The following is an 18,833-nucleotide window of genomic DNA, read 5'->3' on the forward strand; positions in this document are numbered from 1 at the left end:
ATTTTAGTGTGGGACGACAGCTAAAGCACTTGCTTGTCTGACTGTTCTTGCTTGTAGGTTTCTAGTTTCGCAGGCTCGTCCGTTTCAAGCCTTCAGTGTGGGTTTTTCCTGCTGGCGCATGTCGGTGCAAGGAAGCAATCAGTGGGCAGGTCACCTTGCCTTGGCTCGAACTGCATGCCTTGACCAATTGGGATAGCGCCAACTCCATGCGCTGGAGATCGGCCAGCCGCAGGCGCACATCCGCCAGCCGCGCTGCCGCGAGGTCGGCGGACTCGTGGCAATGGGTGCCGTCCTCCAGCTTGAGCAATTGCGCAACCTCGTCCAGATTGAAGCCCAAGCGCTGAGCGGACTTCACGAACTTCACCCGGTCCACGTCCGTCGGCCCATAGCGGCGGATGCCGCCGATGGGCCGATCCGGCTCCAGCAGCAAGCCCTTGCGCTGATAGAACCGGATGGTCTCCACGTTGACCCCGGCTGCTTTGGCGAAGGCCCCGATGGTCAGGGTTTCCGGGATGTTCATCATGGCGCTTGACTCCGTACTTGGCTACGGAAGTAACGTTAGCGCATCACGCAAAGTCCCGGAAGGAGACCCTCATGGCAAAACCTAGCAACGGCCGCGGTGCACTGGCTGCCGGCGGCTTGGCCGCCATCCTTGCCTCGACCTGCTGCCTCGGCCCGCTGGTGCTGATCACGCTAGGCTTCTCTGGCGCCTGGATCGGCAACCTAACCGCGCTCGAACCGTATCGGCCGATCTTCATCGGCGCCGCGCTCGTCGCGCTGTTCTTCGCCTGGCGCCGCATCTTCCGGCCCGCCCGCGCCTGTGCACCGGACGACGTGTGTGCCGTGCCCCAGGTGCGAACAGCCTACAAGGTGATTTTCTGGATCGTGTCCGCCCTGGTACTGATCGCCCTCGCGTTCCCCTACGTCATGCCCCTGTTCTACTGAAGGAGACTGTCATGAAGAAATTTGTCGCACTGTTCGCTTTGACTGTAGCCCTGAGCGCTCCAGCTTGGGCCGCCACCAAAACCGTCACGCTGTCGGTACCGGGCATGACCTGCGCCACCTGTCCGATCACGGTCAAGAAGGCGTTGTCCAAGGTCGAAGGCGTCGTTGAAGCCAAGGTGACCTGGGAGCCCAAGGAAGCGGTGGTGACTTACGACGACACCAAGACGACGCCAGCCGCCTTGACCAAAGCCACCGAGAACGCAGGCTACCCTTCCACGGTCAAGAAGTGATCGTCCCATGACCGAGGCGATCACACTGCACGTCGATGGCATGACCTGCGGGGCGTGCTCCGAGAACGTCCGGCAAGCTTTGGAGAAGGTGCCCGGTGTGCGTTCGGCAGCGGTGTCCTATCCGCAACGGCGGGCTGAAATCACGGCTGATGCGGGCGCCGATTTGGAGATGGCACCGCTGGTCGCCGCCGTGTCTGCACTCGGTTACCGGGCGCAGGCTGCCGACATGCCGAGCAAGCCTGCGGACCTGTTGAACAAGACGCTGGGCGGGTTAAACGGCGAGCCGAAGCGCGGAGATGCAGAGCCGGCATTGCACGTCGCTGTGATTGGCAGTGGCGGCGCGGCGATGGCGGCGGCGCTGAAAGCCGTCGAGCAAGGAGCGCGCGTCACCTTGATCGAGCGAGGCACCCTCGGCGGTACCTGCGTCAATGTCGGCTGCGTACCGTCCAAGATCATGATCCGTGCCGCGCATATCGCCCATGTACGGCGCGAGAGTCCGTTCGACGACGGCATTGCGGCCGCTTCGCCGGCGATCCTGCGCGAGCGTTTGCTGGCGCAGCAGCAGGAGCGCGTCGACGAACTGCGTCACGCCAAGTACGAAGGTATTCTGGCCAGCACTCCCGCCATCACCGTGCTACGCGGCGACGCCCGCTTCCTGGACGACCGCCATCTGAACGTGCAACTGGCAGAAGGCGGCGAATGCGCAGTCGCCTTCGACCGCTGCCTGATCGCCACCGGCGCCAGCCCGGCGATTCCGCCGATCCCCGGCTTGCAGGGCACCCCCTACTGGACCTCCACCGAGGCGCTGGTCAGCGACCGTATTCCCGAGCGGCTGGCGGTGATCGGTTCGTCGGTGGTGGCGGTCGAACTCGCGCAGGCCTTTGCCCGACTCGGCAGCAAGGTGACTCTCCTGGCGCGCAACACGCTGTTCTTCCGCGAAGATCCCACTATAGGTGAAGCCGTCACGGCCGCGTTCCGCAACGAAGGCATCGAAGTGCTGGAGCACACGCAGGCCAGTGAGGTGGCCTTTGCAAGCGGAGCATTCGTGCTCACGACCGGGCGCGGCGAACTGCGCGCTGACCGACTGCTGGTCGCCACCGGCCGCACACCGAACACCCGCGCCTTGGATCTCGACGCGGCAGGTGTCGCGGTCAACGCGCAGGGCGCCATCATCATCGACAATGGGATGCGCACCGGCACACCGCACATCTACGCCGCGGGCGACTGCACCGACCAGCCGCAGTTCGTCTACGTCGCAGCGGCGGCCGGTACCCGCGCCGCGGTCAACATGACCGGCGGCGACACGGCGCTGGACCTGACGGCGATGCCGGCGGTCGTGTTCACCGATCCCCAGGTCGCCACCGTGGGCTATAGCGAAGCCGAAGCACACCATGCCGGCATCGAGACCGACAGCCGCACGCTGACACTCGACAACGTGCCCCGGGCGCTCGTCAACTTCGACACACGTGGCTTCATCAAGCTGGTCGCGGAAGCCGGCACTGGCCGGTTGCTCGGTGTGCAGGCGGTGACCCCCGAGGCGGGCGAACTGATTCAGACGGCCGCGCTCGCCATCCGGGCACGGATGACGGTGCAGGAGCTGGCCGACCAGTTGTTCCCTTACCTGACCATGGTCGAGGGACTGAAGCTCGCAGCGCAGACTTTCACCAAGGATGTGAAGCAACTGTCCTGCTGCGCGGGGTAGTGCTGTGCTGAGCGTTCAGGCCCAAATGCTCAGCTTCATCCGTTGAGCCAAACACCCAGGTTGAAGCTTCGGGGCTTGTGCGATGGGTCAAGGTTTACTCGAAATACCCCTCTTCGAGCAGCCGCACCAACGTCGGAATGTAAGGTCCATATTCGACCACGCGTCTGACCTGCTTCTTGCGGATCGATGCCATCGTCATTCGCTGGAACTCGAAGTTCGTTGATACCTGGTCATCATCGACATCTACGGTCTCGACTACGGCCCCGTCCTTGCGCGCCTTCTCGTTGTAGAGCATCCGCGCCCGAATCACCTCGAAGCTGTAGCCCCTGCCCATGCGGTTCATGTCTTTGGCCAGTCGGTTGACGGATTCAGTATAGGCATTGGTAATGGGTTGTTCGAAGTAAGAGAAGATTTCGTCGTGCCAGTTGTGCACGGCGGTGGTCAGATCCTTGAACGTGGCCGCCAGCTCCGGCGGAATGTTGCCTAACCACGTCGCGCATGCCGCTTCAGCCTCCGGACGGCTCTTGTGATCCCAGATCGACAAGAAGCCTTCCTTGAGGGCGTGCGCCTCCCCGAGCTGGGGAAACTGGCGGAACCATTCCAGGGCCCGTGTCATGTCTGCGCCCTTCAGATCGTGCTGCCGCTTGAGCAACAGGAAGCGCTCATCCTTGAGCTTGAGGCGCTGCCGAGCCGGCAGATCCTTGCGAATGCGCTTGCGCAGCTTCTCCAGCGCGTCATTGGCCATCCGCTGGATATGGAAACGATCGACCACAATCCGCGCCTGCGGCAGCGTGGCACGCACCACCTGCTTGTAAACGTGGTACATGTCCATCGCCACCCACTCGATGGTGTCCTTGTCCCGCAGGTTGCGGAAATAGGGCAGCAGGTCGGCCTTGGCCCGGCTCGGCCGGAGGTCGAATACCGTCTTGCGTTCGATGTTGGTGATCATCGCCCGGTACTGGCCGATGATCTTGAGCTCGTCGATCCCCAGGATGCGGGGCGTCCGGAACCGGACCTTGGCCTCGAACTCCTCGATGAAGTCGTCAAAGACGTGGCGGACCGTCTTCTCGTCCAAGTCCACTTCGCGCGCCAGCGCCGCGAAGGTCTTGGTGAAGCTCTCTTTATGGATATAACGCACCAGGCGGGCCGTGGCTTGACGCTTGCTGTCGAGATCGGCGACAGGCTCGAAGAGCGTCTTATTGCACGAGATGCAGCGATATCGCCTGCGCTGGATGAACACCACGACCGGCTTGCCGTGCGTCGGCGTATCCTGAAACGACTGCTCTTGTGAGCCGTGACCGTGCAAACGTCCGACCTTGCACAGCGGGCAGGTTGCCACTGGCGCAACGCCTTCAGCCTTGACGACATAGCGCTCGTCATCGCCTACGACTTCAAGTGTATTGAGGCTACGCAACTGCAGAAAATCGGTCACTCAACACTTGGGCGAGCCCACACTGAAATCCGGTTTCTAGCTTAGCATGCTCGTTCTCGGTTCCAACACTAGAATCCGCCTTTTGAAATGAGAGCTACAACAGCCATAAACCCTGAAACCCACACCAGATTCCGGATACCCAAAAAATAGCCCCGGCCTCGCTCGCGCGGATGGGGCGGAGAAGGGAGCGGTGCTCAGAACACCACGCTCTCCCCCGGGTGGGCGAGTTGCACGGTGGCGCCGAAATCCTGGCGCAGTTTTTCGGCGAAGGTTTCGCGGGCGCGGTCTTCGCCGTGTACGAGCCACACTGGTGGGCGGTTGCGGAAGGCGCCGTACCATTCGCACAGGCCGGCCTGGTCGGCGTGGGCGGAGAGGCCGCCGACGGTGTGCAGGGTGGCGTTGACCTTGATCTGTTCGCCGAAGATCTTGACGAACTTGGCGCCGTCGACGAGCTCGCGCCCAAGCGTGCCGGCGGCTTGGTAGCCGGGGAAGATGACGTGTGTCTGGTTGCGCCAGAGCTGGTGCTTGAGGTGGTGGCGGATGCGGCCGCCATTGCACATGCCGGAGCCGGCGATGATGATCAGGCCGCCGCCGACGCGGTTCAGCGCCATCGACTCCTGCAGGTTCGCGACCAGTTGCAGGTTCGGCAGCCGGAACGGATGCACCCGCCCGCGCCAGACGCGCTGGGCTTCCTCGTCGAACAGCTCCTGGTGGTCGTCGTAGACCTTGACCACCTTGGTCGCCATCGGGCTGTCGAGCACGATGCGGAAGTGCTTGAGATGCCACTCGTCGAAATGCTGGGCGAACTGGTACAGGATTTCCTGGGTGCGCCCGACCGCGAATGCCGGAATCAGGATATTGCCGCCGCTTTCGGCCACCGAGCGGAAAATCTCGCCAAGTTCGACCAGAGTGTTCTCGCGGTCGCGGTGCAGGCGATCGCCGTAGGTGCTTTCGAGCATCACCAGGTCGGCCTCGTCGACGGTGCTCGGATCGCGCAGGATCGGTGTGCCCTTGGGGCCGATGTCGCCGGAGAACACCAGCTTGCGGGTGCCGTCGTCTTCGTCGGCCCACAGCTCGACGATCGCCGCGCCGATGATGTGGCCGGCATCGCGCAGGCGGAAGCGGATGCCGGGAAACAGCTCGGTGGTCTTGTCGTAGTCGACACCTTTGAACTGGCGCAACACGTCTTCGACGTCGCCCTCGTCGTACAGCGGTTCCTGCGGTTTCAGGCCGCGGCGCGCGCGTCGACGATTTTCATAATCGACGTCGGCGGCGGCCAGTCGCGCCGAGTCTTCGAGCATGATCTTCGACAGATCGCGGGTGGCGCGCTGGGTGTAGATCGGCCCGCGATAGCCGCGCTTGCGCAGCAGCGGCAGGCGCCCGACGTGGTCGATGTGCGCGTGCGACAGGATCATCGCGTCGAGCCGGTTCAGGTCGAAGTCGAACTTCGCCGCATTGCGCTTGTCCTGGTCGCGACCGGACTGGATCATGCCGCAGTCGAGCAGGATGCGTTTGCCGGCAGCTTCGACCAGATGACAGGAGCCGGTGACTTCACCGGCAGCACCGAAAAAGCTGAGCTTCATGCATCCTCCATGGGTTGAACCGTGGCCGCCGCGCGGCACTGCGTGACTGCAGCCACTTTAGCATCGGCCCGCTGGCGGCTAGTGTGGCCTTTCCACTGATTGGAATCCGCCATGAAACCCAGCTTTCGCCCGCTCGCGGCAGCCATCGCGCTGACGCTCACCCTCACTGCCGCAGCGAAGACCAACGAGCGCGGCATCGACCCGGCCAACTTCGATGCGACCACGCCCGCCTGCACCGATTTCTATCAGCATGCCAACGGCGGCTGGCTGAAGAACAACCCGATCCCGGCGGAGTATTCCGCCTGGGGCACGATGAACGAAATCTCCGAGCGCAACCTCGATGTCCTGCGACAGATGCTCGACAGCGCCGCCAAGTCTGAGGCCAAGCCCGGTTCGAGCCAGCAGAAGATCGGCGATTTCTATGCGATGGCGATGGATGAGGCCGGCATCGAGAAGGCCGGTCTGGAACCGGTTCGGCCACAACTGGCCGAAATCGATGCGCTGAAGACCCGCGCCGACCTGATCGCGTTGATCAATCGCTGGCACGCGCAGGGCATGGGGGTGCTGTTCGGTTTCGGCAAGGAGGCCGACCTCAAGAACTCGGCGATGAACATCGCCTACGCCACCCAGGGCGGACTCGGTCTGCCCGATCGCGACTACTACACCAAGGACGACGCCGAGTCGCAGGCGTTGCGCGCCAAGTACCTCGCCCATGTCGAGCGTATGCTGAGCCTGATCGGCAACACGCCGGAACAGGCCAAGCAAGATGCCGCCGCGATCCTGGCGCTGGAGACGCGTCTGGCCAAGGCGTCGTTGACACGGCTGGAGCTGCGCGATCCGAACAAGAGCTACAACGTCGTCAGCCTCGATGCTGCGAACCAGGCAACGCCGAACTACGCCTGGAACGAATTGCTCGGCGCGATCGGACGCAAGGACGTGACGACGTTCTCGCTGTCGCATCCGCTGTTCTTCGCGGAGATGGACAAGACGCTCTCCGACACGCCGATCGCGACCTGGCAGGCCTACCTGCGCTGGAACTTGATCGGAACCGCGGCGCCCTACCTGTCGAAGCAATTCGTCGAAGCCGATTTCGATTTCGGCGGACGCACCCTGCGCGGCGCCAAGGAACTGCGGCCACGCTGGAAGCGCGTGATCGACTCGGTCAACGGCAATCTCGGCGAAGCGCTCGGCGAGCTGTTCGTCGCCAAGACCTTCCCGCCCGAGGCCAAGGCGCAGATGCTCGAACTGGTCGGCAACCTGCAGCAGGCGCTGAAGGCGCGGCTGATGAAACTCGACTGGATGAGCGATGCCACCAAGAAGGAGGCGATGGCGAAGTTCGACACCTTCACGCCCAAGATCGGTTATCCAGACAAGTGGCGCGACTACTCCAGGCTCGAAATCAAGCGCCAGCAATACTGGCACAACGTGCGTGCCGGCGTGGCGTTCGAGAGTGCGCGCCAGTTCGCGCAGATCGGACAGCCGGTGGACCGGGCCGAATGGGGCATGCTGCCGCAGACGGTGAATGCCTACTACAACCCGCTGGCCAATGAGATCGCGTTCCCGGCGGCGATCCTGCAGCCGCCGTACTTCGATCCCAAGGCCGACGCCGCGTTGAACTACGGCACCATCGGTGGCGTCATCGGCCACGAGTTGATGCACGGCTTCGACGACCAGGGCAGCCAGTTCGACGCCAAGGGCAACCTGCGCATGTGGTGGACCGACGAGGACCGCGCCAAGTTCACCGCGCGCACCGACCAGCTCGCCAAACAGTTCGACGGCTTCGTCGCGATCGACGACCTGCACGTCAACGGCAAGCTGACGCTGGGCGAGAACATCGCCGACCTCGGTGGCCTGCTGGTTTCCTACGACGCATGGCGCCTCGCCACCGCCAAGCAGAAACCGGAAGCGATCGATGGCCTCAGCCCCGAGCAGCGCTTCTTCCACGGCTGGGCCCAGGGCTGGCGTCGCCTGCACACCGAGCAGGACCTGAAGCTGCGTCTGAACACCGACGTGCACGCCCCGGCGCGCTTCCGCGTGCTCGGCCCCTACGCCAACATCGACGCCTTCGCCACCGCGTTCGCGTGCAAGCCGGGCGACCAGATGGTCGCGAAGCCCGAAGAACGCGTGGTGATCTGGTAAGCCCCGAGGCAGATCCGGAAACAACGACGGCGCCGAGAGGCGCCGTTGTCGTATGCGCCGATGTCCACGGTCTCAGCTGCCGATCCAGCCCATGCCGCAGCTGGCGAGCACCAGACCGTAGGCGATGCCGCCGGCGGCCGGGATGGTGAGGATCCAGGCCCAGACGATGCGCTCGATCACGGTCCACTTCAGCGCCCTCGGGTTCTTGGCGAAGCCGACGCCCATGATCGCGGTCGAGATGCTGTGCGTGGTCGAGACCGGCATGCCGAAGTGCGCGGCCACGGTCAGGATCGTCGCTGAACTCGTTTCTGCGGCGAAGCCGTGGATCGGGTGCAGCTTGACCATCTTGTGGCCCAGCGTCTTGATGATGCGCCAGCCGCCGGCGGCGGTGCCGGCGGCCATCACCAGCGCACAGGTGACCACGATCCACAGGTCGATGTCGCCTTCCTTGCCGCCTGGATGCAGGAACGAAAGCCAGGACGGCAGGCCGTTCAGGGTGCCGGCGGCTTCGGCGCCGAAGATCGCCAGCGCGATGATGCCCATGGTCTTCTGTGCATCATTGGTGCCGTGCGCGAAGCCCATGTAAGCGGCGCTCGCGATCTGCGCCTTGCCGAAGAAGGCATTGACCCAGCGCGGGCGCGAGATGCGCGCGAACCAGCCACCCGCACCGTTCATGCCGCTGATGACCGCCATGAAACCGCCCATGATCAGGATGCCGAGGGTGAAACCGGCCACCGGTGACGACAGCATCGGCAGCACCACTTTCCACAGCAGACCCTTGTTCTGCGTCCAGTCGCCGGCGGTTTGCGACCAGATCAGCGCGTCGAAGTTGCCGCTGGCCGCCGCCAGCGCTGCTCCGCAGAGGCCGCCGACCAGTGCGTGCGTCGACGACGAGGGCAGGCCCATCGCCCAGGTGATCAGGTTCCAGACGATGCCGCCGAGCAGGGCACAGATCAGCACGCCCGAGGTCACCGTGACCACATTGGTATCGACCAGGCCGGAAGAAATCGTCTTGGCCACGGCACTTCCGGCGAGCGCGCCGATCAGGTTCATCGAGGCGGCAAGCACCACCGCCTGGCGCGGTGAAAGCACCTTGGTCGCCACCACGGTGGCGATCGAGTTGGCGGTGTCGTGAAAACCGTTGACGTACTCGAAGATCAGCGCGACCGCGATGACGGCCAGCAGCACCAGCAGGGCAGTGGTCATTGCGACCTCAGCTGTTCTTGAGGACGATGTGGTAGACGACGTTGCCGGCGTCGCGGCAGCGGTCGATGGCCTTCTCCAGGATCTCGAACAGGTCCTTGCGGATCAGGTAACGCACCGGGTCGGCCTCGTCCTTGTACAGGTCGCGATACAGATCAAGGATCAGGCGGTCGGCCTCGGTCTCGATCGCCTGCAGTTCGTCGTACATGCCCTTGTAGGTCTCGATGGCCATGCCGCGGCGCAGTTCGCGGACCATGCGTACGACCACGCCTGCCGCTTTCTCCAGCATCGCCGCGCGCGGGGCGAAGTCCACCTCGCCGACGCGCTCGGCGGTCAATGCGTAGCGCTCGGCGAATTTCTGCACCACTTTCGGAATCTTGTACAGCGCGGCGCCGAGCGCCTCGATGTCTTCACGCTCGATTGCGGTGACGAAGGTGTTGACCAGTTCATGACTGATCTGCGCCGCCAGTTCCTTTTCGCGCGAGTGGGTGCGGGTGAAATCCTCGAGTGAACCGGTCTTGCCCTGGTGGCCGAGCAGCGCAGTCAGCGCCTTGGCCGACTCGTGCGCGGCTTCCGAGGCTTGTTCCAGCAGGCTGAAGAAGCGATCGCCTTTTCCGAAGATGGTTTGCAGCGAAAACATGGGCTTGACTCGCGAAGTTGGAGGAATTGGGGTGCTGCGGCGGGGCGCGCAATCGGCACAGCATAAGACGGATAGGTTACATTCCCATGACTCCGGTCGGGACTGCCTGCCTTCATCCGCCTCCGCTAGGCTTCGCGCCCCATGGATCTTTCCGAATTCCTGACCTTCATGGCGATCGGATTCGCCGCGCAACTGGTGGACGGCGCGCTCGGCATGGGTTTCGGCCTGGTTTCGAACGCGGTGCTGCTGGCCATGGGCACACCGCCGGCGGCGTCGAGCGCCGCCATCCACGCCGCCAAGGTGTTCACCGGCGGTGCCTCGGCGCTGTCGCATGCCTGGTTCCGCAACATCGACCGCCGCGTGTTTCTGCATCTGGTGCTGCCGGGCATGATCGGCGGACTGGCCGGAGCATTGGTGCTGCAGCGCGCGCCCGCTGCGCTGCTGCGCTTCGTGATCAGCGCCTATCTGAGCGGCATGGGGCTGTGGCTGCTGTTGCGTGCGCTGCGCAATCGGGTCGCACGCAAGCGCGTGCACGCGCTCGGCGCGCACGGCACCGGACTGGTCGCGGGAACGCTGGATGCAATCGGCGGCGGCGGCTGGGGCACGGTGGTGACCGCGTCGCTGATCGCCCAGGGTGCCGAACCGCGCTATGCGGTCGGTACCACCAACGCCTCCGAGTTCTTCGTTGCCATCGCCATCAGCGCGACGCTTACGGCCAGCTTGGGCGTGGTGTCGTGGGTGTGGCTGGCGGGATTGGTCTGCGGCGGCATCCTGGCGGCACCGGTGGCGGCGTGGTTGACGCGGCATCTGCCGATGCGGCTGTTGACCGGCATGGTAGGCTTTGCCGTCATCGCGCTGAGCGTGCACTCGCTGTCGCGCCTCATGTCCTGAACCGATGCCCGACTCCAGACGCAGTCTCCCGGTACTTCCAGCGGTGTTTGCCGCGCTGCCACGCCCGAGTCATCGGTTGCGGTTACGGTGGCTGCATGCCACTTGAATTGACCATCGTCCTGTTGCTGATCCTGCTCAACGGCTTCTTCGCGCTGTCGGAGATGGCGGTGATGACGGCGCGCAAGACGCGCTTGAAGCAGCGTGCCGGAGACAGCCGCGGTGCGCGCATCGCGCTGGAGCTGGCCGAGAAGCCGGAGCGCTTCCTGTCCTCGGTGCAGGTGTGGATCACGCTGATCGGCATCCTCACCGGCTACTTCGGCGGCGAATCGATCGCGCTCGCGCTGCGCGACGAACTCGCGCAACTGCCCTGGATCGCACGCCACGCCGGCCCGGTCAGCGTCGGTGTCAGCGTCGGGTTGATCCTGTTCGTCTCGGTCGTGGTCGGCGAACTGGTGCCCAAGCGTCTCGCCATCGTGCGCCCGGAGAAGGTTGCGACTGCGGTCGCGATCCCGATGCGCGTGCTGGCGATCGCGGCTGCGCCCGCGGTGACCTTGCTCAGCGTCACCACCGAGATGCTGTTCAAGCTGTTTCCGGTGCGTCACGGCAAGGACAGCGACGTGACCGAAGAAGAAATCAAGATGCTGGTCGCCGAGAGCCACGAGCAAGGCGTGATCGACGTCGACGAACGCAACATGGTCAATCGCGTGCTGAATCTCGGCGATCGCACGGTCGACAGCCTGATGACGCCACGCACGCGCATCGCCTGGCTGGATGCGGCGGCTTCGCTGGACGAGAACCTGACCGTGCTGCGCGAGTCCCGACATTCGCGCTATCCGGTTTTTCGCGGCAGCGACCAAGAGGTGCTCGGCGTCGTCGAGACCAAAATGATGGTGGCGGAACTGGCCTCGGGAAAGGTCCCCGATCTGTTCCGCGAAGTGCAGGCGCCGTTGTTCGTTCCGGAGGCGGCCAAGGCGATGCAGTTGCTCGACCAGATGCGCGAGAGCGAGGCGGCGCTGGCATTCGTGGTCGACGAATATGGCGACATCCAGGGCCTGGTGACGATGGGTGACCTGATGGGTGCGGTGTTCGGGCGCCTGGCACACGCGATCGAGGCCAATGAGCAGCCGATCGTGCAGCGCGCTGATGGTTCCTGGCTGATCGACGGCAGCCTGCCGGTGCAGGACCTGCGTGAATTGCTCGGTCTCGGCCAGCTGCCGCACGAAGAGGACCAGGAATACCGCACCCTCGCTGGCATGTTCATGGCTCAGTTCGGGCGCATCCCCGGGGTCGGCGAGCACTTCGAGTTCGGCGGCTTCCGCTTCGAGGTGATCGACCTCGATGGCGCGCGCATCGACAAGGTGCTGGTGACGCCGATGCCGGCGGCGGCGCTCGGCTGATGCGACTACGCCTGCGCTCGCGGCAACCGCACCCGAAGCCGCCACGTGTGTCGGAGCTGCTGTCGCAGACGCTGGAAGGCTGGCAGCAGGAACGCATCGGCTTCGGCGTGCTGGTCGACGCCATCCACGAACGCGGGTTCGGTGCCCTGATCCTGCTCGCCGCATTGCCGTGCATGATCCCGCTTCCGGTCGGCTTCATGGGCGGCATCTTCGGCACTCTGCTGAGCCTGATCGGCCTGCAGATGCTGCTCGGCTTCGACCATCCCTGGCTGCCCGGTTTCGTGCGCCGCATCGAGATCCCGAAGACCTCGGTGGCGAAGTTTGTGCGCGTGCTCGACCCCTGGCTGTTGCGCATCGAGAAGCTGTGCAAGCCGAGCTGGACTTTTTTCCTGAGCCACCATGCGCATCGTTTCACCGGCTTGCTGTTGGTGTTCCTCGGCATCGAGCTGGCGCTGCCGGTGCCGATGACCAACATGCCGTTCGCGATGGCGATGATTGGCTACGCGATGGCGCTGCTCGAACGCGACGGCCGCTGGCTGGCGGCGCTGTGGGCGGTGACCCTGATCCAGTTCGGCGCCGCGTTCTGGTTCGGCGACTGGGTGGTGATGCACCTCGGCGGCGTCATCGACAGCGTGCGCGCCGTCTTCAGCTGACCTTGCTTCCGCGCCCCTTGCCGGCCTCGCCCAGACGTTGCGCGACGATGCGTTCCACCAGCTTCTCGCTGTGCGCGGGCTCGCCGATCCAGTAGCCCTGGCCGAATGGACAGTGCAGTTGCTTGAGCACGCCGGCAAGCGCCGCCGACTCGACGCCCTCGGCGACCACGGTGATGTCGAGCGAGCGCGCCATGGCGATGATGGCGCTGGTCAGCGCGGCGTCGTGGCGGTCGGTGAGCAGGTCGGCGACGAAGCTGCGGTCGATCTTGACGCCATCCACCGGCACGCGGCGCAGATGGTTCAGGCCGGAGAAACCGGTGCCGAAGTCGTCGAGCCAGATCTTCACGCCGATCCGGTGTAGCTCTTCGAGTGCCGCGATCGCGCTTGATTCGTCGTCGAGCAGGGAGCTTTCGGTAAGTTCCAGGTGCAGCAATGCCGGCGTCAGCCCGGTCTCGTCGAGCACCTGCGCGACCCGCGCCGGGAAGCGCGCATTGCGCAGCTGCTTGACCGAGACATTGACCGCGACGAACGGGCGCTGCTCGCCGCTGGCGGGCCAGCGCACCGCGGTCTCGCAGGCGGTGCGCAGTGCGAAATCTCCGAGCACGTCGATCATGCCGACGTCCTCGGCGATGCCGACGAAAAGGCTCGATGACACCAGGCCGCGACTGGGGTGCTGCCAGCGCAGCAGCGCCTCGGCGCCGTGGATCGCACCGCTCGCGAAGTCGATGATCGGCTGGTAATGCAGCTTGAGCTCGTCGCGGTCGAGCGCGGCGCGCAGGTCCTGTTCGATGGCCAGACGGTCGTCGGCGAGACGGGTCAGGTAGGTGGTGAAGAAACGCGCGCAGTTGCGGCCGTGCACCTTGGCCAGATACATGGCGATGTCGCCGTTCTTGAGCAGGCGCGCCGCGTCCGGCGCGTCCTCGGGGAACGAGGTGATGCCGATGCTTGCGCTCACGTGCAACACCTGGTCGGCGACGCTGAGCGGCGTACGCAGCGACGACAGCAGCAGTTCGGCGAGCACGCCGGCGCGGCGGCGGGCGTCGACGCCGGCGAGCAGCAGCACGAACTCGTCGCCACCGAAGCGCGCGATGAAACCCTGCTCGCCCGGATATTCCTCGCGCAGCACGTCGCTGAAGCGGCGCGCGACGTTGGCGAGGATGGCGTCACCGATGTCATGGCCGAGGGTGTCGTTGATGCGCTTGAAATCGTCGAGGTCGATGAACAGCAGCGCGATTTCCGTTTCGCTCGACCCCGGCGCGGCGCCGATGGTCTCGGCGATGCGTTCGCGCAGCGCGATGCGGTTCGGCAGCGCAGTCAGCGGGTCGATGCGGCCGAGTTGCTGCAGTTCGCGGTCGAAACCGGCGAGCCGCCCGGTGATGCGGTCGAGCGACTCGCGCCACGAGGTCTCGGCTTCGGCGCCGGTGTAGACGCGCGCGAGCTGTCCGACGCGGTGGTCGACCTGCGCCAGCGGTCGCGCCAGCAGGCGATCGCCGACCAGCAACAGCGCGACGACGCCGCCAAGCAGTCCGAGCAGCAGCACCGGGTCGATCCACGGCGCCAGCGCAGGCACCGCAAGCGGTGCCACCGTGGTGGCGGCATCTCGCTTAAACGCGAGGCGCAGCGTCGCCAGGCGCTGGTCCCCGAGCTGAATCGGCTGCGCGACCTCGATGAAGGCCTCGGCGATCAGCACCGTCGGCTGGGGCACCGCGGCCGCGGTTGCGGCGAAGGCATCGTCCGGCTGCTGGCCGTAACGGGCGATGTCGTGGCTGCCGTCGTGCAGGATGCGGCCCTTCGCGTCGATCAGCAGGATGTAGGCGGTCTGCTCGCGGTCGAGCCCGGCTTCGAGCACGTCGCCGATTCGTTGCAGGTCGAAGAAGTAGGTCGGGTTGATCAGCGAATCCGCGAGCATCGCGGCGGCAAGGCGGGTGCGCTCGGCGAGTGCCTGCTCGCTCAGCGCGAACTCGTTCTGGGTGGCGGCATTGGCGACGCGATGCGCGTGGTTGCGGTGTTGCTGCAGCACGATCGCCGCGCAGGCGGCGAGCAGCAGCGCGACGGCTGTCGCGACCAGCCACCAGGTGCGGCGTGCGCTCATCGCTCAAGCTCCCGACGTAGCGGCAGCAGGCGCTGATTGAGCGCTTCGAGCGATTGCCGCGTGGCCACATCCACCGCCTCGAAGCGCGCGGTGGCGAAGTAGCCGCGCAGCGCGTCGCCGACGGTCGGGTCGCGGTCAAGGTCGAGCAGAACTGCGCGCAGCGCGTCGGCTACTGCCACGGGCAGATCGGCGCGCACCAGCTCGATCGCACGCGGCACGCTGTCGCTCTCGGCGATGACCAGGAAGTCGGAACGGAAAGCCGACAGCATGCGTGCCGGGTTGTCCCAGTCGAGATTGCTTACGGCGCCGGCGTCGGCAAGACCCTTGTGCACCCAGGTGGCGATATTCAGCTCGGAGCGTGCAAGCAGGAAGCCGACCTCATCGGCGCGCGGCAGGTCATCCGGTGTCGCCAGTTCGGCCAGCGGCAGACCGGCTCCGACCAGGGTCATCAGCGGCAGGTAGAAGGCGCTGGTCGAGGAACGCGTCTGCAGCGCAACGCGCTTGCCGCGCAGGTCGTCGATGCGGGCGATGCCGCGGTCGCGGCGGACGAAAATCAGGCTGCGATAGACGTTGCGGTCTTCGCGCACGGAGCGCAGAAACGGCAGGGCGCCGGAGCGTCCCTGCAGTTCCGCGGCCATCGCCGGGGTCTCGGTGACCCAGTCGACGCGGCCGCGGCGCAGATAGCCGGCCATCTGCTGCGGGTCGCGCGCGAGCAGCACCGCGCCTTCGGAAATGCCGGCCGCCGCGAGTCGCGGCACCACGATGTCGAGCATGGATTTCAGGCGAACGTAGTCGCTGCGCGGATTGTCGGTGATGCGTCCGAGCACCAGGCGATGCGGCTGCTGTGCATCGGCGTGCACGGTTGCCGGCGCCAGCCCGGCCAGCGCCAGCAAGAGTGCGATGCAAGCGCCGAGTCGTGCGCGCATTCCGCGCCGTTTGCCGATCGATATCATTCCGCGTGAGCCGCCCAGGGACCGGCGTTGCCGGCAGATCGAAGCCTCGCCGACCTTAGCACGCGGCCGCTGTCGCAGCCGCGTCCGCCACGCCCGCGTTTGTCAGTTGTTGAATCGGGCCGCGAGCCGCGCCATGCGTTGCGCTTCGGCGAGGATGCCGCGCAGGATCATCACCTCGCGCGTGTCCAGTTCGGCCCGATGCAGCATGCGCCGGATGCGCAGCATCAATTGTCCGTGCGGGCGACCCTTGAAGAAGTCGATTTCCTCCAGCGCTTCCTCGAAGTGCCCGAACATGCCTTCGAGCTGGCCGATGCTGGCCGGCGGATCCTCGCGATCCTCCGTCGACTGCGGCGCGTTCGGGCGTTGCTCCAGCGCCGCCATGCGCACGCTGAAGGCCAACACCTGCACCGCCTGCGCCAGGTTCAGCGAGCTGAAGTCGGGCTCGGTCGGAATGTGCACGGCGATGTCGCAGCAACCGAGGTCGGTATTGCTCAGTCCGGTGCGCTCGGCGCCGAACACCAGCGCCACCGGACCCGCGCTCAGGCGTCCGAGCAGGTCGCGTGCGGCGGGGGCGGGCTCCAGCAGCGGCAGGGCGACGTCGCGGCGGCGTGCGCTGCAACCGGCCGCGAACACGCAGTCGGCCAGCGCTTCGGCCAGCGTCGTGCAGATGCGGGCGCGCTCCAGGATGTCTTCGGCGCCAGCCGCGAGCGCGCTGGCGCGGGCGTCGGGGAACAGTTTCGGTTGCACCAGGGCGAGATCGGACAGGCCCATGGTCTTCATCGCGCGCGCGCTGGCGCCGATGTTCTCGGGCAGCGAGGGTTCGACCAGGACGACGCGGATCGGGCGCAGGAAATCGTTGAGGGACATGGCTGCAGTTTATCCGGTGACGGCAGTGCGGGGCGCGCTCGCCTTTCCTGCACGCGGCCGGTTTGTTACCCTGCAGCCACTTCGCCCGGCCCCGCGCCGGGCTGTTCTTTCCCGGAGACATCATGGCAAACGGCGCCCTCCACATCGCCATCAAGGCTGCGCGCGCGGCTGGCAACATCATCACGCGCGCACTGCCCAAGCGCGACAGCATCATCATCCACGAGAAGGCGCATCTCGATTTCGTGACCGAAGTCGATCGCCTGGCAGAGGCCGAAATCATCAAGGAACTCCGGCGGGCGTTTCCGACCCATGGTTTCCTCGGCGAGGAGAGCGGGCAGGTTGGACCCACCAAACAACAGTGGGTGATCGATCCGCTCGATGGCACCAGCAACTTCCTGCGCGGTTTTCCGCATTTCGCGGTGTCGATCGCCTTGGTCGAGAAGGGCGAGCCGTTGCTCGGCGTCGTCTTCGATCCGTTGCGCGACGAACTGTTCACGGCCGAGAAGGGCCGCGGTGCGCTGCTCAACGACCGGCGCCTGCGCGTCACCCCGCGCAAGGGAATCGAGGGTGCGCTGATCGCGACTGGCTTCCCGTTCCGCCAGCGCAAGCTGTTCGACGATCATCTGAACATGGTCAAGGCCTTGCTCAAGACCGGCGAGGATCTGCGCCGCACCGGATCGGCCGCGCTCGATCTCGCCTACGTTGCCTGCGGTCGCTTCGATGCCTACTTCGAGATGGGCCTGCAACCCTGGGACATGGCGGCCGGCGTGCTGCTGGTGCGCGAAGCCGGTGGCCAGGTCACCGACATGCGCGGTGGCGACGGCTTCCTCGCCAAGGGCCACATCGTCGCCGCCAACCTCAATGTCGGTGGCGAACTGCGTGCAGCGATCGAGCCGTTTGTGGGTGGGTTGAACTGAGGCTCCGGTAACGGCGTGGGTCCGGTGTGGGTCCGGCTTCAGCCGGACGCTCTTAGGGCCGCCAGAAAGGCGTCCGGATAAATCCGGACCCACATCCGAACCCGCATCCAGATCCGCATCAACAAAAAGGCCGGGATTCCCCGGCCTTTTTGCTGGCGTGGGTCCGGCCTTGGCCGGACGCCTTCAGGGCCGTCGTGCCAGATCGGCGTCGTCTTTCGCTCGCGGCAGCAGGTCGATGCGGGTGGTGCCGAACCAGAGCAGCAGCGGGCAGGCGACGAAGATCGACGAGAGCGTGCCGATGATGATGCCGATGATCTGCGATTCGGCCATCCCGCGCAGTGCGGAGCCACCGAAGAAGTACAGCGCGAGCACGGTCAGCAGGGCCACGAACGAGGTGATGATGGTGCGCGACAGGGTCTGGTTGACCGAGCGATTCAGCACTTCGTAGGCCTCCAGGCGATGCAGACCGCGGAAGTTCTCGCGCACGCGGTCAAACACGACGATGGTGTCGTTGATCGAGTAGCCCATCACCGAGAGGATGCCGGCGAGCACGTTGAGGTCGAACTCCTTGCCGGTGACCGAGAAGTAGCCGGTGCAGATGATCACGTCGTGCATGGTCGCCAGGATCGCCGCGATCGCAAACTTCCACTCGAAGCGGATGGAGATGTAGAGCAGGAAGCCGAACGCGACGAAGATCACTGCGATCACGCCCTGTTCGGCCAGCTCCTTGCCGACCTGCGGCCCGACGAAGTCGGCGCGCGTGAGCTTGGCTGGATTGCCCTCGATCCGTGCCGCGGCCAGCACCGAGTCGCCGGTTTTCTCAGCATTGACCTGGCCCGCGAGCGGCTGCAGTCGCACGACGATGTCGTTCGAGGCACCGAAGGTCTGCACCTGGGCGCTTTCGAAACCGGCTGCTTCCAGCTTGCCGCGCAGGTCGCCAATATCGACTTCCTTCTCGAACTTGAGTTCGACGACGGTGCCGCCGGTGAAGTCGAGCGCAAACTTGAGGCCGCGCACGGTGAGCGAGCCGATCGCGATCACCAACAGCGCGATGGCGATGCCGAGCGACACTTTGCGCAGGCGCATGAAGTCGAACTTGCTGTCATACGGAAAAAGATTCACGTCGGAT

General features: G+C 65.3%; 17 protein-coding genes. 8 read left to right on the forward strand and 9 right to left on the reverse strand.

From position 1 onward, the window contains the following. Window positions 1-61: 61 nt before the first annotated feature. Complete coding sequence (gene merR, locus IPG63_15575) at window positions 62-523, reverse strand: Hg(II)-responsive transcriptional regulator (GenBank protein MBK6728618.1); 462 nt, start codon at window positions 521-523, stop codon at window positions 62-64. Window positions 524-594: 71 nt separating this feature from the next. Here merR and merT point away from each other — a divergent pair, with 71 nt between their 5' ends. Genes merT through merA form a run of 3 tightly spaced genes read left to right on the forward strand, consistent with a single transcriptional unit; the run spans window position 595 to window position 2,937 of the window. After that, entirely contained in the window at window positions 595-945 is a 351-nt protein-coding gene (merT, locus tag IPG63_15580; GenBank protein MBK6728619.1) for a mercuric ion transporter MerT, read from the forward strand. 11 nt (window positions 946-956) lie between these two features. Further along, window positions 957-1,235: a mercury resistance system periplasmic binding protein MerP gene (gene merP / locus IPG63_15585; GenBank protein ID MBK6728620.1), complete on the forward strand. Its 279-nt coding sequence runs from the start codon at window positions 957-959 to the stop codon at window positions 1,233-1,235. A gap of 7 nt (window positions 1,236-1,242) precedes the next feature. Next, window positions 1,243-2,937: a mercury(II) reductase gene (gene merA, locus IPG63_15590; protein MBK6728621.1), complete on the forward strand. Its 1,695-nt coding sequence runs from the start codon at window positions 1,243-1,245 to the stop codon at window positions 2,935-2,937. Window positions 2,938-3,031: 94 nt separating this feature from the next. Here the strand turns inward: merA and IPG63_15595 are convergent, their stop codons facing one another. Then, a complete protein-coding gene (locus tag IPG63_15595; GenBank protein MBK6728622.1) occupies window positions 3,032-4,369 on the reverse strand; it encodes an ISL3 family transposase in 1,338 nt (445 codons plus the stop codon). Between the two features lie 194 nt (window positions 4,370-4,563). After that, window positions 4,564-5,952 (reverse strand): MBL fold metallo-hydrolase, encoded by a 1,389-nt coding sequence (locus IPG63_15600; GenBank protein ID MBK6728623.1) that lies wholly within the window; start codon window positions 5,950-5,952, stop codon window positions 4,564-4,566. A 111-nt stretch (window positions 5,953-6,063) separates the two neighbouring features. On the opposite strand from IPG63_15600, the gene IPG63_15605 reads away from it, so the two are divergent. Further along, entirely contained in the window at window positions 6,064-8,091 is a 2,028-nt protein-coding gene (locus IPG63_15605) for a M13 family metallopeptidase (protein MBK6728624.1), read from the forward strand. A 72-nt stretch (window positions 8,092-8,163) separates the two neighbouring features. Here IPG63_15605 and IPG63_15610 read toward each other — a convergent pair whose 3' ends face one another. Continuing rightward, the gene (locus IPG63_15610; GenBank protein ID MBK6728625.1) at window positions 8,164-9,297 is read right to left on the reverse strand and encodes an inorganic phosphate transporter; all 1,134 of its coding nucleotides are present in this window, start codon (window positions 9,295-9,297) and stop codon (window positions 8,164-8,166) included. A 7-nt stretch (window positions 9,298-9,304) separates the two neighbouring features. Continuing rightward, window positions 9,305-9,934 (reverse strand): DUF47 family protein, encoded by a 630-nt coding sequence (locus IPG63_15615; GenBank protein MBK6728626.1) that lies wholly within the window; start codon window positions 9,932-9,934, stop codon window positions 9,305-9,307. Between the two features lie 141 nt (window positions 9,935-10,075). On the opposite strand from IPG63_15615, the gene IPG63_15620 reads away from it, so the two are divergent. From IPG63_15620 to IPG63_15630, 3 genes are all read left to right on the forward strand, one after another. Next, window positions 10,076-10,825 carry a sulfite exporter TauE/SafE family protein gene (locus IPG63_15620; GenBank protein MBK6728627.1) on the forward strand — a complete coding sequence of 250 codons (750 nt, stop codon included), beginning with the start codon at window positions 10,076-10,078 and terminating at the stop codon, window positions 10,823-10,825. A 95-nt stretch (window positions 10,826-10,920) separates the two neighbouring features. Further along, a complete protein-coding gene (locus tag IPG63_15625) occupies window positions 10,921-12,222 on the forward strand; it encodes an HlyC/CorC family transporter (protein ID MBK6728628.1) in 1,302 nt (433 codons plus the stop codon). Continuing rightward, window positions 12,222-12,875: an exopolysaccharide biosynthesis protein gene (locus IPG63_15630; protein MBK6728629.1), complete on the forward strand. Its 654-nt coding sequence runs from the start codon at window positions 12,222-12,224 to the stop codon at window positions 12,873-12,875. Before IPG63_15625 ends, IPG63_15630 begins: the two co-directional genes overlap by 1 nt. On the opposite strand, the gene IPG63_15635 is transcribed toward IPG63_15630, so the two are convergent. The 3 genes from IPG63_15635 to IPG63_15645 form a co-directional block, all read right to left on the reverse strand. Then, window positions 12,868-14,967: an EAL domain-containing protein gene (locus tag IPG63_15635; protein MBK6728630.1), complete on the reverse strand. Its 2,100-nt coding sequence runs from the start codon at window positions 14,965-14,967 to the stop codon at window positions 12,868-12,870. The genes IPG63_15630 and IPG63_15635 overlap by 8 nt on opposite strands. Beyond that, entirely contained in the window at window positions 14,964-15,920 is a 957-nt protein-coding gene (locus IPG63_15640; GenBank protein MBK6728631.1) for a phosphate/phosphite/phosphonate ABC transporter substrate-binding protein, read from the reverse strand. The genes IPG63_15635 and IPG63_15640 overlap by 4 nt, the downstream gene beginning before the upstream one ends. Before the next feature lie 102 nt (window positions 15,921-16,022). Beyond that, complete coding sequence (locus IPG63_15645; GenBank protein MBK6728632.1) at window positions 16,023-16,787, reverse strand: RNA methyltransferase; 765 nt, start codon at window positions 16,785-16,787, stop codon at window positions 16,023-16,025. 122 nt (window positions 16,788-16,909) lie between these two features. On the opposite strand from IPG63_15645, the gene IPG63_15650 reads away from it, so the two are divergent. Beyond that, a complete protein-coding gene (locus IPG63_15650; GenBank protein ID MBK6728633.1) occupies window positions 16,910-17,704 on the forward strand; it encodes an inositol monophosphatase in 795 nt (264 codons plus the stop codon). Between the two features lie 183 nt (window positions 17,705-17,887). On the opposite strand, the gene secF is transcribed toward IPG63_15650, so the two are convergent. Continuing rightward, window positions 17,888-18,826 (reverse strand): protein translocase subunit SecF, encoded by a 939-nt coding sequence (gene secF / locus IPG63_15655; GenBank protein ID MBK6728634.1) that lies wholly within the window; start codon window positions 18,824-18,826, stop codon window positions 17,888-17,890. Window positions 18,827-18,833 lie beyond the last annotated feature (7 nt).

The organism is Lysobacterales bacterium, assembly GCA_016703225.1.
In the GTDB taxonomy this organism is placed as follows: Bacteria; Pseudomonadota; Gammaproteobacteria; order Xanthomonadales; family Ahniellaceae; genus JADKHK01.